The organism is Paenibacillus sp. PK1-4R (assembly GCF_030369595.1).
Classification (GTDB): Bacteria; Bacillota; Bacilli; order Paenibacillales; family Paenibacillaceae; genus Paenibacillus.
Genome location: NZ_CP126535.1, coordinates 3,713,604 through 3,730,112, shown reverse-complemented (window position 1 = coordinate 3,730,112; position 16,509 = coordinate 3,713,604). Strand labels below are relative to the sequence as shown.

Annotated in this window: 7 protein-coding genes; 1 reads left to right on the top strand and 6 read right to left on the bottom strand. The window is 47.2% G+C overall.

Going from position 1 to position 16,509, the window contains the following annotated elements; translation table 11 throughout:
- Positions 1-12: 12 nt before the first annotated feature.
- Positions 13-969, bottom strand: coding sequence for an ABC transporter permease (locus QNO02_RS16105; RefSeq protein WP_062322050.1), 957 nt, complete (start codon positions 967-969; stop codon positions 13-15).
- Between the two features lie 223 nt (positions 970-1,192).
- On the opposite strand from QNO02_RS16105, the gene QNO02_RS16100 reads away from it, so the two are divergent.
- Complete coding sequence (locus QNO02_RS16100) at positions 1,193-2,950, top strand: cache domain-containing sensor histidine kinase (protein WP_289389299.1); 1,758 nt, start codon at positions 1,193-1,195, stop codon at positions 2,948-2,950.
- A gap of 68 nt (positions 2,951-3,018) precedes the next feature.
- Here the strand turns inward: QNO02_RS16100 and QNO02_RS16095 are convergent, their stop codons facing one another.
- The 5 genes from QNO02_RS16095 to QNO02_RS16075 all read right to left on the bottom strand — a co-directional run bounded on the left by QNO02_RS16095 (position 3,019) and on the right by QNO02_RS16075 (position 16,340).
- Entirely contained in the window at positions 3,019-5,130 is a 2,112-nt protein-coding gene (locus tag QNO02_RS16095) for an alpha-galactosidase (RefSeq protein WP_289389298.1), read from the bottom strand.
- A 180-nt stretch (positions 5,131-5,310) separates the two neighbouring features.
- Positions 5,311-9,897, bottom strand: coding sequence for an S-layer homology domain-containing protein (locus tag QNO02_RS16090; RefSeq protein WP_289389297.1), 4,587 nt, complete (start codon positions 9,895-9,897; stop codon positions 5,311-5,313).
- 300 nt (positions 9,898-10,197) lie between these two features.
- Positions 10,198-11,730 carry a response regulator gene (locus QNO02_RS16085; protein ID WP_289389296.1) on the bottom strand — a complete coding sequence of 511 codons (1,533 nt, stop codon included), beginning with the start codon at positions 11,728-11,730 and terminating at the stop codon, positions 10,198-10,200.
- A gap of 100 nt (positions 11,731-11,830) precedes the next feature.
- Positions 11,831-14,164: a glycoside hydrolase family 95 protein gene (locus QNO02_RS16080; RefSeq protein ID WP_289389295.1), complete on the bottom strand. Its 2,334-nt coding sequence runs from the start codon at positions 14,162-14,164 to the stop codon at positions 11,831-11,833.
- A gap of 100 nt (positions 14,165-14,264) precedes the next feature.
- Positions 14,265-16,340: an alpha-galactosidase gene (locus tag QNO02_RS16075; RefSeq protein WP_289389294.1), complete on the bottom strand. Its 2,076-nt coding sequence runs from the start codon at positions 16,338-16,340 to the stop codon at positions 14,265-14,267.
- Positions 16,341-16,509 lie beyond the last annotated feature (169 nt).

Here is a 16,509-nt window from a genome sequence, read left to right as displayed (position 1 = left end):
TGTCTTTTGTAGTTAGAACAACGCCTGGTCGTTCACTTTTCTGGAAATCCGGTTCACGATAAGGACAAGAATGAAGGCAACAACGGATTTGAACATTCCCACAGCAGCACCATAAGAGAACATGCTGTTTTGTAGTCCGTATTTGTAAGCATAAATATCAATAACTTCGGAGTATTCAAGCACGGTATTATTTTGCAGCAGGTATTGCTGTTCAAATCCTGCATTCAAAATGCCTCCGACCGCGAGAATAGCCAATATGACAATTGTAGGGCGCATGGATGGCAGCGTTATATGCCACATTTGCTTGAATCGGCTGGCTCCGTCCACCCTGGCCGCTTCGTAGAGCTCCGGATTAATGGAAGCGATTGCGGCCAGATACATAATGGCACTGAACCCCATCTCTTTCCACATGTTCGACAATGCGATAATCCACCAGAACAGAGGCCCGTTTTGCAAAAATGCAACTGGTTCTTTGACAATGCCCAGCAGAACCAGAATATTGTTAAGCATTCCATCCGAAGCCAGCAGCGTAATCACAATGTTGGCTGCAATAACCCATGAGATAAAATGCGGCAGATAAGAAACCGTCTGTACAAAACGTTTGAAAAATCCCTGTCTCGCTTCATTCAGTACAAGCGCAAGGATGATTGGCGCAGGAAATCCGAAGAACAGTGTCAGCAAGCTTGTCGCAAGCGTATTACGCATAACCCGATAGAAATCCCCTGTAGTAAAGAAATACTCAAACCACTGGAAACCTACAAATTCGGCATGGAAGAACTGATGTAAGAACGATCCCCCACCCGGCTGATAGTTTGTAAACGCCATATATAGTCCAAACATCGGACCATAGGAAAATAGCAATGTCGCAATGAAGGCAGGAAGCATAAGCACGAATAACCATTTTTGCTCTTTTAGTCTGCTTATCAGATTATTGCTCCTGACTGTTTTGATAGCGCTTACCTTATGCATTAAGTACCCTCCCTTTTTCTATACAGCAGCATGGCCGGCCATATCTTGATTCAACTTCTCTCCTATTCATCATAAATTTGACACGGATTACTCGCCATAGTTGAATTCTCCGAAAGATACCCCTTTTTAAAGATGTTTTTGTGCAAAGAGAGGATTGGATTTCCATATTCACTCTGCTATGATGAACTTTGCAACGAATATTCAGTCAAGAGAGGGCTTCCGGATGCGCCAATTTTATAGAAAATTTATGTACATGCCTTTTGTAAACCTGAGTTTTCGTTCCAAACTGTTTATGGTATTTGTTCTGGTCACGATCATTCCGATGATGCTGTTGGTTTATTTTTCCTATGAGCTCACCAAAACGAAGCTTACTGAGCAGATCTACATCAACATGACAAACTCAACGGCTCAGATTACTAAAAATCTGGAGAACAAACTGGATAGCTACGAACACATTTCCGCCTCCATTTATTTGGATAACCGCCTTGCCAATTACCTCACAAACGAGTATCAGGATGATCCATCTTATCTGGATGTCTATAATTATATTGGCAATCGAATCGACACCGTGATGGCTGCCTACCCTGATTTTGATAGCGCATTCATTTATTCGGATAATCCGTCGCTGCCCAAAGACAATTATTATATCCGGCCGATCACACCGGAAGTTCAGGACACGGAACTGTTTCACAAGCTGCAGCAATCCTATGGGAACATTATTCATCTCTCCACGCCGCAGACAGAGAACGGACCTGCCATGTTTACACTCGCCCGGCTGCTGAACAACAATAGTAATCAGTACCCCTACGGGATGCTGGTCTTTCAAATTTCCGAGTCGGTCATCTATTCTCTCATGGAAAAAGAAGCAGGTGGCAAAGATATTTTTATTATCAATGACAAGGGTATGATTCTGTCTTCAGCGGACAAACAGTTAATCAATACAAGTCTGCCCGAATTGCTTCATCAGAATTTGGACGAGACGCCTTCAGGCAGATTTGATACAACATATCAAGGCGTGAAGGCTCTAGCCGTCTATAACACGCTCAAAAATGGCTGGAGAACGGTGTCCATTTTCCCGTATGACAGTATTATCAAGGATGCTAAATCCCTCTCTCAGCTCATTATCAAAATTTCTCTGGGCTTCATCGGCGTGGCGCTGCTGCTCATCTATATTACTGCTTCGCTGTTTAGCAATCGCATCAGGACGTTAATTCGGATGATTCGGCGGATTGAGCGAGGGGATTTCAACCCTACTCATGAGGAGCAAATGGGCAGTGATGAGATCGGACAGCTTCACTTTGCATTCGAACAGATGACAACTCGGTTGAAAAGTCTGGTTACAGAAGTCTACCAGAAAGAGCTGCAGAGCAAGGAAGCCGAACTGGACCTGCTTCAAGCTCAGATCAATCCTCATTTTCTGTATAATACACTCGGTTCGATCTCTTCTCTGGCCGTGAAGCATCAGGATCCACAGATTCAGGATATGGTTCTTCATCTGGCCAAGTTTTATCGGATATCCCTGAACAAAGGAAAGAGCATCCTGACCATCAATGAGGAGCTGAAACTGACCAAGAGTTATAATGCCATTCAACTTATACGGTTTAAGGGCAAGCTGAACATCATCTACACGATAGATCAATCGATTCTGCCTTACTCGACCGTGAAGCTTGCGCTGCAGCCTTTTGTGGAGAATGCAGTGATTCACGCTCTTTGGAATCAGGATCGGCCTCTAACTATCCATATCAAGGGTGTCATCGAGAACAATAGTATCATCTTATCGGTTATTGACGATGGCATGGGTATGCGGCGAGAGAAGCTTGAGGCTTTGTTTGAAGAGAAAGAAGGACGGGGTTATGGCATTTCAAATGTGGATCGGCGGATTAAGCTGAAATTTGGTGAATACTACGGTGTTAAAGTGTATAGCAAACCTGGTATGGGAACTACCGTACAGATCCGTTTGCCACAAAAAGAGATCCAATAAAAAAGGAGTGCGCTGCAGCCGTTATCGGCCTGCAAAGCACTCCTTTTAAACCGTTCTACAACATCCTATTATACCTGCTCACGAATACGATACACCAGGCTGTCGAAATCGCCGCGCAGAGGCAACTCCACCCCGATGTTCATCAGCGCACGGCCACTGACCGTTAACCCCAGTTCTTCAATGAGATAGGTCTTGTCAGCCTGAAGGCCTGCCAAACGGAGTCTAGGCAACGGTTCACCCAGCTTCTGCGAGTGAAGAAAAGCGAACAGCACATGGTCACTTGCGGCGGCATCACTGTACTGGACAGCAGTAACTCCCTTATGGCGAAGCGAAGTCAGGCGGAATTGTCTGCCGAATTGCACCAGGTGGCGAATGGATTTGTACTGACCGATGAAATCCCCGGACTGTTCAATCCATTCATCACTCCACTCGTTCAGATTGGAGCCGATACCAAGCGTACCCATCATTGCACTGTGGAAACGATACTTCAGCGAGACGTTTCGACCGTTCATTCCTGTAGGTGACTCGGTTACCCAACAGGTCATCATACGTGGTGCGTACGTATACGAGAAGCCTTCCTGAATGCTCAGGCGGTCGAACGCATCCGTGTTATCACTCGGCCAGGACTGATCGGCATAACGGAAGATGCCCAGATCAATCCTTGAGCCGCCTCCTGCGCATGTCTCAAACTCTACATCCGGGAACTTGGCTCGGAGCCGTGCCCAGATATCATAGAGACTCTGGACATGCCTTACCCATACTTCTTTCTGGCGGTTATTGGGGTGACCCTTCATGCCCGGCTCCGTGATCGTCCGGTTCATGTCCCATTTAATGAACTTAATCTCATGATTACCAAGCAGTTCGGTCATAAAATCGATAATGTATTGCTTGACCTCCGGCTTGGAAATGTTCAGCAGCAGCTGATTGCGAAGCTCCGTCCGTCCCCGGGTCTCAAAATGATATACCCAGTCCGGATGTGCTCTATAGAGATCACTATCCGGGTTAACCGACTCCGGCTCCACCCATATGCCGAATTCCATCCCAAGTCCGTGAACCCGGTCAATCAGCTCAACAAGTCCGTTCGGGAACTTCTCTTTGTTCACGTTCCAGTCGCCCAACCCCGCACGGTCGGAATGCCGCTGCCCAAACCAGCCGTCATCCACAACGAATAGTTCCACACCCATTTTGGCTGCCCTTTCGGCAAGTGCCATTTGGTCCTGGGCGTTAACATCGAAATAAGTAGCTTCCCAGGAGTTGTACAGCACTTTTCCGATTTCACTGCGCGGCAGTATGTAATTGTATTGGTACTGATGCAAGCGATGGCTCATGCCGCCAAAGCCCTCAGAGCTGAATCCGCCGACAAAGACAGGCGTCTCAAACGTTTCTCCCACACCCAGCAACCATTCATTGTCAAAATCATGGATGCCACCTGTCACCCTCACATGTGTGAATGGCGTCTTCTCTGCAACAATCTTCCAGTTACCGCTCCAGGCAAGAGCACCAAACCATACCCCACCGCCGCTTTCTGTGGAAAGACCATCATCAATCGCAAACCATGGGTTGGCATGACCGTCCGTGAAACCTCTCCGCGATTCAAGTACCTTTTTTCCCTCTGTCAAAATGGTATTGCGCAGTTGGAATTCACCCGACCATTTCCCCGTAACATGCGTCAGGCGGTAATCCTGGAGATATGGCAAGGTCCAGGCTGCGGATTGCATGCTTTCCAGCACAATATACTCCTGCCCCGTATTTATGATATTGGCATAACGCTCCACCAGGTCGAATTCCGGGATGACCCGATAGACCAGCTGCGTTTCAAGTGCATACACCTGATCCTTCAACGTAATAATCAGCGTCTGTCTGGCATCCTGTTCAATGATCTCGTGACGGTCATACCTAACCTGAAGATCGCGGACACCATCAGGCATGCGCAGTTTCAGAGATGGCTCTGTATAAGATGCGCCTCCCCAGAAGCTGTACTCCTCCACCTCTCCTTCCACTTCCGCGTCAAAAGAGCTGTGGGATTGTAGATGGAGCAAAGGGACACTGTCCTCGATACTCACTGGATCTCCCCAATACAGATGCTGGAGGTGTTCTCTCTCATTAATTCCGAAAATATAGGATGAATGTTGTGTCTGTATTGCAAATATACGCAATTGTTCATGATATTGAATCGTCATGTTTACCCCTTTCAGGTTCCGTGTTTTGGTACCTATATGCTGTGTGTTGTGAACATACATATTATTGTAGGAAGCAGCAGGCGGATTAGCCATATCGCAATCTTACAATCCATAGGGGAAATCATCTGTCATCTCAAAATTATGAAAATAAGGCTGCGATATAATTCGCAGCCTTAAAGCTTACTTCAAAATCAGGTTATAAATGACCTGAGCCGCTTCTGCCCGGGAAGCAATCCCTTTAGGCACAAACTGTCCCTGTCTTTGGCCTTGAACCAGTCCCAATCGGGCTGCATCCTTCACCGAAGCCGTTGCCCATGAAGAAACCTGAGCCATATCTGTAAACAAGATGTCTGTAGAACCAACAGGCGGTACTTTCCCAACATTCCGCTCATAAGCTTTCATCAGCATCACCGTAATTTCTTCACGAGTAATCTGTGCGTCCGGTTGGAAACGGGCTGCGCTTCGGCCGTTTACAATACCAGCTTGGATCGCAATCGAGATGGGTTCCGCGTACCAGGCATCTGTCGCTACATCTGTAAAGTGTACTTCCCCTGCTACAGTCAGTCCCAGGGAATGAACGAGCATAGTGGTGAATTCAGCGCGGGTGACAGCGCGTCCTGGCTCAAATTGATCTACATGTGTGCCTTCAACATAGCCCTTTGCTGCCAACTCCTTGATTACAGTGCTGGCCCAATGATTGGCCGGAACATCGGTAAACGTCCGATCCAGTTCCAGAACGGCATACTTGCTGAAGTGGCTCACTTTAGTCGTTAATACGCCATTCACGTTATCTGATTTGAGAAATTCCAATGTCCCATTTTCGTTAATATAATATATTCCTCCCTGCTTAACGTTGAAGCCTTCAGCCGCTGCCAGGCTCAGCGTAACCGGGTGATTGAACGAAGAAAGTATTTCGGTTGTACCTGATTTGGTTGTTGCCGAAAGGCTGAATTCATAGATTTCTCCCTTAAGGGAAACCGTTGACCAGGAGGATGATTTCACTGCAGCAATGACCTCCTGGGCCTTGCTGCCAAGGGCAAGCATTTTCAAGGAAATCGTACTATCTTCCCGTTGCCCAGCTGGTAGCTTGCTCAACAGCTGTTGGAACAAACTTGCAGGTATTTGTAGGGTTAGCTTTACTGATTTTACTTCCAGTGTATGGTTGCCGAGTTGGCGTAAGACAGCCGATGACAGTTGCAGCTCCTGAGTACCAGCCTCGATGTCTATAACGACTTTCCCTGCCCCACTGTCCACCTTCAGCATATCGGCTGTGATGACCCGTGTTGCTGTATCGTTCTGCGGAGTCGCGCTGTTGCCCGAGTTCCCACTCCCGCTAGTATTACTGTTATTACCATTGTTGCCAGGATTACCTGGATTGCTTGGATTACTTGGGTTGCCTGGATTTTCTGGATTGACTGGTTTTTCGGTCACTTTAACCAATTTCGATTCAGCCGGTCCCAGCGAGATGGACCATGCACCCGTGGCTGACGAAGATTCACCTGTCCACAAGTCTTTTAACGTGTAGGTTTTGGATTCATTCAATCCGGCACGACCCGGATTAATCGTTTTGTTCGCTGAACTATTGGCGCTGTAATTAAATACGGCGAGGTAATAATCATTGCCGTCTTTCAGAACAAACGTATCTGCGGCATTTGCATTCGTATTTCCTTCAAGCGGCTTGAATACTTTGCCTTTCAGCGCCACCTGAAGAACATCCGTGTTATTGTACAATGCTGTCATGTATTCCTGTGCCTTGGGATCGTTCACATCATCGGAATCCATCATCACCGTGCCGGCAATTACACCGGAATTCACCCGGCTGCGGGCTTCCTCCAAGCTTGAAGCACGGCTTAATGCCAAATGATCTGGGTCTGTATAAGAATAGATCGTTCCATTTTGCCAGAAACCATATGTCAATGAATTGAGCATGTACTCCGTCTCATTGATTTTGCCATAGGTGTCACAAGAGATCCGTCTGCTATGCGCATATTGACTTGGAAAGATCGGTGCAATGGACGCACTAATAAACATTTTCCCATCCAATCGCTCTTCGACATAACGCATCCCTTCATTGTAAGCCTGGATTCCTGTCGTCACGGTTGTATCATAATGCTGACCTTCCAGTGAGCCGTGGGTTAGGAAATCCAGTTTGATGAATGTGAATCCAAGTGATTTAAACTTATCCAGAAAATAATTCATGCGCATTTGACTCCCCGGATGTGTCACATCCAGTGCATATGCTCCATCCAGTGTCGGCAGAGGTTTACCCTCAGCATCCTTGAGCACAATATCACCATACGTATATTGCCCGTTGGTGCCATCTACTTTTTGGCTCATATCGTTGCCCCAATACACAAATGGTCCCCAATAGATGCCTGCATGCTGACCATTATCCTTAATGACAGATACGGCTTGGGCAAGCTCAGCATCACTTAGATTGTCCCAGTAGGAATCCATATTAATGAATACATTGCCGTTATTGTTGAACTTCTTAAGATTGTTCTTGAAATAATTGGACACATCTACTACGTTTTGATACGAAAGCCCGCTATCATAAGCTCCCCAGCTATTCCAACCTACTGGAACACCTTGTGGCAGCTCCGGATTCAACGCCAGCGGAGGTGTAATAATCGCATTGGCTTTACCGTATTCTTCAAGTCCTGTACGGTAGTCACTGAAACCACCTACCATAATCAGTGGTGAGGACAGTTCAGTACCAGTCAGGCTGCCATGTGGCTGAGTATCGCGAGTAACGTCACTCGCTGCACCACCATACACAGCAAATTCATTCAGACGATTAGCTGAGCCTTTCCAGTCAATACCGGTCTTCCAGGTGTCATGGGTTACTGAACCGATCACCAGACCGTTACGTGTCGAGTTATTGAATACCGTTGTCATCTCATAGCTGGTATCCGCCCGGTTCATCGTTTGAGATTTGTAGCGAATCCAAGCGTCATTGTCAAATGGCACTGTCAGTACACGATTATCCGAGCTGACGCCGATATCCACACCGCCCGTATTTTTAACCGTAATTGGTGACATGTAATTACTCTGGATCTCTGTATTACTGATGGCGTCCAGACGGTTGAGGAAATACGATTTATCTTCATAAAACCGATAGACCTGCTTCATGGTTGGTTTGCCAGTTGACGTATGAACAAAGCTCAACTCAATGCCTTTGCCGAATCCATCCTGAATCTCCAGCGGTGCTCCACCGCTCGCATGACTCTCATAACCTTTGGTTTCCACAAGACTCTCACCAAGTTTAATGCTGCTGAAAATCCCCCGTATCTTCTGTCCTTCTGCCCAGCTATAGCCGACGAATCCAGTCTGGGTATTATAAGACACTTCGTATTGTCCGTTCGATACCAAAAGACCATGAGTGTAATCAGTCACCGTAATATCCCCGTATCGTTGCGAGTCACCCGGTGTTCCCAGATCGTCATCTCCTTCACCTGGATTTTCGGGTTCTGTCTCTATCGCAGGCTCTACGATAATCCGGTCCAGATCGGGAGAATAGCCATTGTTGTCTGAAAAGGTAATCGTATTCTCGCCTTCAGTTAATGGGAGTGTAAGATCATACGTACCTACCGTATCCCAATCCGGTGTTTTGGGCAGGTCGTGAAACTGCTCTTCCCCGTTATTTGCGCGGACATAGAAACTGCGCGGATCACCGGAAAAATAGGCAACCGTAACACGGTAATTACCTGTCATCGGGGCTATAATCTTATTGAATGTTAAGGAGCTCCCGCCATTCAGATATCCGACCTTTTTGCCACCTGATGCTGAGGGGCTGTCCGTTACACGCGCTTCACCAGTCAGCGTATTGTCCGAATCTTCGGCTTCATAACTAATTGTATACGGAATCACTTCAATTCGGTCCAAATCAGGGGAGTACCAGTCATGATCCGAGAACGTGATGGTATTGACACCCTTATGAAGAGATACCTCCACATCATACGTGCCAATCGTGTCCCAGCTTGCCGTTTTGGGCAGATCAATCATCTCGTCCGTGTCATTGTTCACCTGCATATATACAGGTCGCTGATCACCAGAAATATAAGATATTCGGATCAAATATGTACCATCTGCTGGTACGTTGATATTCGTAAATTGCAGTGAACTGTTTTTGTTCAGATCGGTTACTTTCTTCCCACCCGAACTAATGCTGCTGTCCACCACCTTGGCATTGCCTTTCAAAATATTGTCGGCCGCTTCTGCCTCAATAATTGCACCATGCAAATCTTTCTTCCAGTCGTCTCCGCCTCCTTCCTCTGGAGGACTACTGTCCAAACCGCGGATCACGATCTTGTCGATGTCGGGAGAATACCAGTTGTTGTCATCAATCAGGATTGTGTTGGTTCCAGCGTTCAACGGAAGGGTCACATCATAGGTTCCCACCGTATCCCAGTCGACTGTCTTGGACGGTTCTTCAAATTGTTTCTCCCCGCCGTTCGCACTAATATTGAATGGCCGCGAATCACCTGAAATGTAGTAAACGGAAATTTTATAATATCCTGTTTCACTTACAGTGACATTGTTAAATTGCAAGGAACTGCCTTGGTACATGCCTCCGACCTTTTTGCCGCCTGAAGCTGCCGGGCTATCAGAGATTTGCGCGTTGCCAAGCAAAATATTCCCCGCGGCCTCGGCTTCATAGGTATTCATATCATCGGCGTGAGCTGTTCGGGCGAACTGGCCTCCGCCAACTACCAAGCAAAAAATGATAAAGAACACAAATCCTTTTTTCATCATCCGTCCCAACATAACATGCCTCCATTTTCTAATGATTGAGTTAGATCTCCCTATGCCTATTCCTGCAGTGGTTCACAGCCATTGCCTGTAATCGCTTTCATAAAGAGCTGTTAAATCCCCTCTCTCCTCCTTTCTTTCCTATATGGTTAATTGTAAAAAGGAGGAGGGGGATGTTCCATACCACAATGTTACTATTCATACAGGAAAGCCTCTTTCATTTGCCATATCACAGGTTAGTAAGAGGGAGCCTATTCAAATCATGTTCAAGGAAAACAGAGCATCAATATCATCATTACCAGACAGTCTCTATCGTCACATACTTTTCCTGTATTCGTTGGGTGTTACGCCCTGTGTCTTCAGGAATAGAGAAATAAAATAGGATGTACTCTCATAGCCCACGGTCTGCGCGATATCGTGAATCTTGAGCGAGCCGTCTGCCAGTAGTTCCCTGGCTTTATCCAATCTGATGCGTGTCAGATAATCGTGAATTGTCATCCCTGTTTTGTCCTTAAAAATGGATCTCAAATAGTTCGGTGACAAATAGACCTGATCAGACAGGCTGTTGATGGTAATCGGCTGATTGTAATTCTGGTCGATGAGGGTACGGACCTTGTGAATCAATTTTGCATTTTTGTCCATAAACCGCTCGCCCAGCATGCTCACCGCATCTTCCGCAGTACCGAGAATCAGATCCTCGATCTCATGCAGAGTCAGCGCATTATAGATGGAATGATACAGCTCAGCCCGCTTCGGAACAGGTTTGTGAAGCTGCTCCAGCAGTTCATTCACGAGATCTATCGACCAGTCGCAGATGATTTTTTTCTTGACTCTCAGTGTTGCCAATCCCTCAATATACCCGTGCAGCTTCTGTGCCGCCCATTCAAAATCCAGTCGGTTAATGGAATCGAACCATTCCTTTTGGTCAAAAGGGGGCATATGCTCTGTATAAAACTGATTCGAAACGGTCCCAGCATGAATAATTGTGCCTGTACCTTCATAGAAACGCTCATTCAAGATGGTTCGTGTCTCTTCGTACAGACAGTGAATATGGGATAACGCGGTCTCTTGTCCGCCTACAGCAGCCGTCACCGTAAAATCCAGGGCACTACGGATAGCCTCAGCCAAGTCCTCCCACGCATAATGTCCCGGCTGCTGGGCCGCTTCCATAAATACACCGGTCTCTCCTTCCTTGTAATCCACAAAGATCGCTTTCAGGTTCTTCGCCTTGAAGAAATGATCGAGAAAAGACACCAGACGACCTGTACATTCCTCCAGACTTTGCTGTTCTCCTTCGGCCTCCTTGGGATCGATACTAAACAAGGCCATTGCATATCGGGTGGTCTCAGGTTGCCGGGTTAGACGGCTGAAACTAAAAGCGAGATCCATAGCACGATCCTCATTTTTTTCGTAAGATAACTCCTTCAGGATATTGGCTTTGGCCGCCTCCATGGAACGGTTCTTAATTCCAACTTCGTCACAGCGCTGTTTAACTTTACTGACAACGCTTTCAATTTCGTTTAAATCCAGAGGTTTTAGCATATATCCCACGGCGCCTACGTTGATAGCCGATTTTACATATTGAAATTCATCGTGTCCGGTCAAAAACATCACCTGGATCGAGTCGTAGCTCTCATGTATCTTTCTCGCCAGATCAATACCGTTCATGATCGGCATCTGAACATCGGTAAGAACGATATCAGGCTGGGTGGCCTCAATTTTCTCCATGGCCTCCCTGCCGTTACTCGCCGTTCCCATGATATAGATACCCATCTCTTCCCAACGGATATAATCCCTCATCATCTCAAGTCCCAGTTCTTCATCGTCTACCAAAAAAATACTGTACATCAAAGTCCCCTCCCTTTGTATCTTTCTGTCTCTATTATATGTTTTTCCCTCCGTGGGACCATGGTCCATATAAATGAAAGTTATTTTCAAGTATAGATCGTTATTTTACCAACTGTAGCTCGCTATTGAAATAGTAACTTTCGCCTGCTTCGGCATGAAGGATCGTTCTATGTTTGCCCCAACAAATGGTGAACGTTCCTGCAGAGAAAGTATGAATGTTCGTAGAAATTAACTGTCCGTTCTCCCAAACGATATCAACCTCGGCATTCCCTTTTGCTCTCAGCCCGGTTATCGAGCCTGTGCTCCATGCCTGTGGCAGCGCTGGGAGAAGGTGAATCTCGCCCGCATAACTTTGCAGCAGCATCTCCGCTACGACAGCTGTACCGCCGAAATTTCCATCAACGACAAAAATATTACTCTCTGCTCCAGCAATTCCGGATTTGGAATAGGTGAACAGATTATCGAAGCACAGGCCGCCAATCAAATGTGAGAGGTGTTTATAAGCCGTCTCCCCATCATGCAATCTCGCAAAACCCAGTCCCAACAAAGCAGCTGTAAATTCAACATCCTCCAACTCTTCCTGGACCATGCGGTTCTCCAACGTTATCCGTACTGCCGCACTGAGTTCCGGTGTATGGTCAGGTGTAATCTGATTGTCTGGATATAGCGCATACATATGAGACAAATGCCGATGCTCCGGCTGCGCCTCCTCATAATCCTCAAGCCACTCTTGTAACTGCCCTTTCTTGCCGATCTGTAGAGGTGGAAGCTTGCCAATTGCTTCTTCCAGCTTGCGTCCGAGTTCTTTGTCTTTGTTCAAAAGTTCAACTGAATTAAGACAAAATTCAAAGAGCCTGCGCACCAGCATCTGGTCCATTGTTGTTCCCATAGACAGCTGCTGTACCCCCTCTCTCGAATTATCGGGATAAAAATGATTCTCCGGCGAATTGGAAGGACCCGTCACCAGCCAACCGTTCCGAGGATGCTCACACATGTAATCCAGATAGAAGGCCGCGGATTCTTTAAGTACAGGATAAGCCACATTCTCAAGGAAAACACGATCCTGACTGTACTCATAATGCTCAATCAGGTGTGCAGCCAGCCATAATCCGCCTGTAACGTTCAGCCCCCACGAGGTTTCCCATCCAGGCAGCGTAAAGCCCCATACATTGGAGAAGACATGAGCGACCCATCCGTCGCATCCATACACATGACGAGCCGTTTCCCTGCCCGCCTGTGCCAGATCCTCAACATACCGAAACAACGGAAGATGACTCTTCCCCAGGTTTGTAATCTCTGTAGGGAAATAATTCATCTGAGTATTCACATCAAGGTGATAGTCACAGCTCCAGCCCATTCGGCACGCTTCACCATCATTCCAGATTCCCTGGAGATGGAGTGGCAATGGAGAGTTCTCGCGAGACCCCGCGATGGTCAGATACCTACCATATTGGAAAAACAAGGCGAACAGCTGCGGATCTTCATCTCCACCACTCTGTTCCAACAAACGAATACGCTGATCTGTAGTGAGGCCGGATTTCCCCGTGACCCCGAGCTGAATATCTATCTTGTCAAATTGCTCACAGTAATCGCGGATATGATCCTCTCTCAGTGAGGTATAACCTTTATTTAAAGCTTTCACCAGCGTATAATTGCTCTCTGTTTTCCAATCCGAATCTGTACGACGATAATCCGTGCTTACACTAAAATAAATCCAAGCCTCATCCGCTCCGTTCACGGTCAATCGGTTTCCATCTTTCCTAGCGATTGTCCCCCCGGATACAATCAACTTCAACAGGCCCTTGGCCCATACGCCGCAAGTTCCATCACTATGTACATTTTCCGTTGCCTGTCCTTGGAATTCAAGCGTGTTGTCATCTAAGGCTGCAACCTTGAATGATTCCGTTCCCCCTTCCAAACCTAGCGTAAAGGATACGCCACCAGGAGCTTCGCTCCAAATTCGGGAGGCCAGTATATCATCGGCGTGAGAAGCGAAAACTTCACGTCGAATCGTGGTGTCGTCATCTTTCCAGAACGCCCCAGCCAGTGCATGAGTCAGATCCAGCTCACGTTGGAAGCTTCCAGCTTCATCAGAACCCGGATTCCTCTTCTCAAAATCAATAACAACTTCACATAATCCAAGATGGGTGCCGAAATTACGCTTCTTTGGCTGCAGATGCTGTTTGGCAAGACGATCCCCTTCATCATAATCACCCGAGAAAAAATAGCTGCGCATCTCTTCCAAAGCAGCCTTGCCTCCCGCCGGAGGATACTCCGGGTCAATCTGTCCTGACCAGTAGGTAACCTCGCTCATACTCCACACCTCACGATGCGAAGACGCCATAACCACTGCTCCTATTCTACCATTGCCCAGCGGCAGGCCTTGAGACCAATCCGTAGCAGGAGTTGAATACCATAAAGTAAAATCGTTCATATCATGTCCTCCAGTCCCCAAACAAATAAACGCGCGATCTGTGAGATACAAAAGCGCGCGTTTGACTTTGTTTTTATTTTAAAATCGATCATGGTTCCGCTTAATTATTTGACTCCGATCCGTTTTCCTTCACGGTCAATCTGAAGATTTTGGATTCCGCCGGTTCCAGCGAGACAATAAGCTCTCCAGACGTTTCCCCTTGTGATCCTTCCCACAGATCTTGCACATTGTATAGGGCATTGGCGTTTAGCCCGGCCCGTTTCAGCGAGATGGATTTCTCCGCAGCCTGTGCAGAATCAAAATTGAAGACGGCGAGATAGGAACTCTTTTCTTCCGGCGATTCCAGGACAAACACGTCAGAAGACAGCTTCCCAAAATCGCTTTCAACTGGACGGAAGGTTTTGCCCATACGAGCAACGTTCAAAATCTCCTTGTTACCTAGCCATTCTTTTGCTCGTTCGGCAGCTTCCTCTTTACGGAAGTCATCCCCGAGTAAAAGCACCGTACCGGCAATGACTGAAGCAGTCAGGCGGCTACGTCCTTCATGCCAGCCTGTAGCTTCCTGGTTGAAGCTCTTGTATAACACCGAATGATCCGGATCATTGTAGCGATAGAGCGTATTGCTCATCCACCAGCCGTGTGTCAACGAGTTCAACAGATATTCCGTATCCGCAAGTGTACCGAAGACATCACAGGAAATACGGCGGCTGTGGGCAAAAGCATATGGAAATAATGGAGCGATGGACAAGTTTATGAAAAATGGTCTTCCGATTACTTCTGGCGAGAGTTTATGCTGCAAATAAGACATGCCATAGTGATAAGCTGCTATCCCTGTTGTAATACCCGAATTGTGGTGCTGTCCTTCCAACGAGCCATGCGCCAAGAAATCCAGTTTGATATATTCGAAACCTTCGGAGATGAATTTGTTCGTGAACCAGTCGATTCTTTGCAGGTTGCCAGGATGTGTCGGGTCTATCGCCAGACCACCGTCTACATCTGGCAGAATTTCGCCCTCACTGTCACGCAGCAGAATATCTGCATAGGTGTATTTGCCGTTCGTTCCTTCGACCGCCTGACCGAACTGATCGGGCCCTCCCCAGAAGGCAAATGGAGTCCAGTACGTTCCGGCTCTATGCCCGTTTTGCTGCACCCGGTCCAGCGCATTCTTCATTTCTTCCGGCGTAAAGTTGTCCCAGAACGCATCAAAGTTGATGTATAACGTTTCCTCATTCTCGAATCCAAGCGGTTGTACTTCATTTTTCAGAAAATCGCTGGTCGCTGTATACAAATCATAGTCCAGATCACTCATGGCTGCGGACCAGCTGTTCCATCCAACTGGGACACCGCCCTCCCACGGTAACTGAGCCTCAATCCAGGTATTCGCCTGACCGTAAGCTTCAAGACCTTCACGGTAGTCTTCATAGAACCCGACGAATACCAGGGGGGATTCAACTCTCGTTCCCTTCACATAACCATGAGGCTGGGAATCGCGAGTCAGTTCACTTACGGCACCGCCGTACAGATCAAGTCCCTCGATATGTCCACTTTGTTCGCTTTGCATACGGATCCCTGTTTTCCAAACCTTATGCGTAAGGGAACCCATCACAATTCCCATGCGGCTGTCGGGCGCGAACAAGGCAGTCACCTCGTAACTCTCCACATCCAGTGGCGGCTTGACCACCGTATATCTGACCCATTTGTCGTTATCAAACGGTACGCGCAGAATGCTCGGTTCATCCTGGCCGGATTCTCCACCGATTGATATGGTTTTGGATTGGATCACAGCCATCCGGTTCGCCTTAAGCTCTTCATCCCCGACTATAGCGGTCTGCACCAGTACAACCGGTGAGGATTCATATATATAGAAATGCTGCTCCAGTTGCGGCAGCAACGAGGCTGTATGCAGAACAACCAAGCGGATGCCTTTTCCAAATCCTTCTCGAACAATATCTTCCTGTTCCTTCAGCTCATGGTTCTGATAATGATCCGTGCTGTATTCCCGGCCCTGCCAGCGAAAAGCACTTCGAATGCCCTTCACATGGGAAGAATGCTTGCCGATGCAGGACACTTCACCATTTTCAAGATTGATCTCCAGGCTCACGTGCCCATTTGTAACGCTTACAAGACTAACATTCTGTTGCTGCACTTGTACGGCTGTATCGCTAGTTAGCATCATATGCCTCCTTATTGTTGCATGCTGTGCCCTGAGCGGAGCTGGTTATGTCTCTCCTGCCCAAGTCTGCCCTCATTATAAAGACCGAATAGAGCATTTTCCATGCAACGATCTTCCGATCCATAACGCGATTTAATTCAATTTAATCTTCTAGGGATGGTTGAACCCGGAC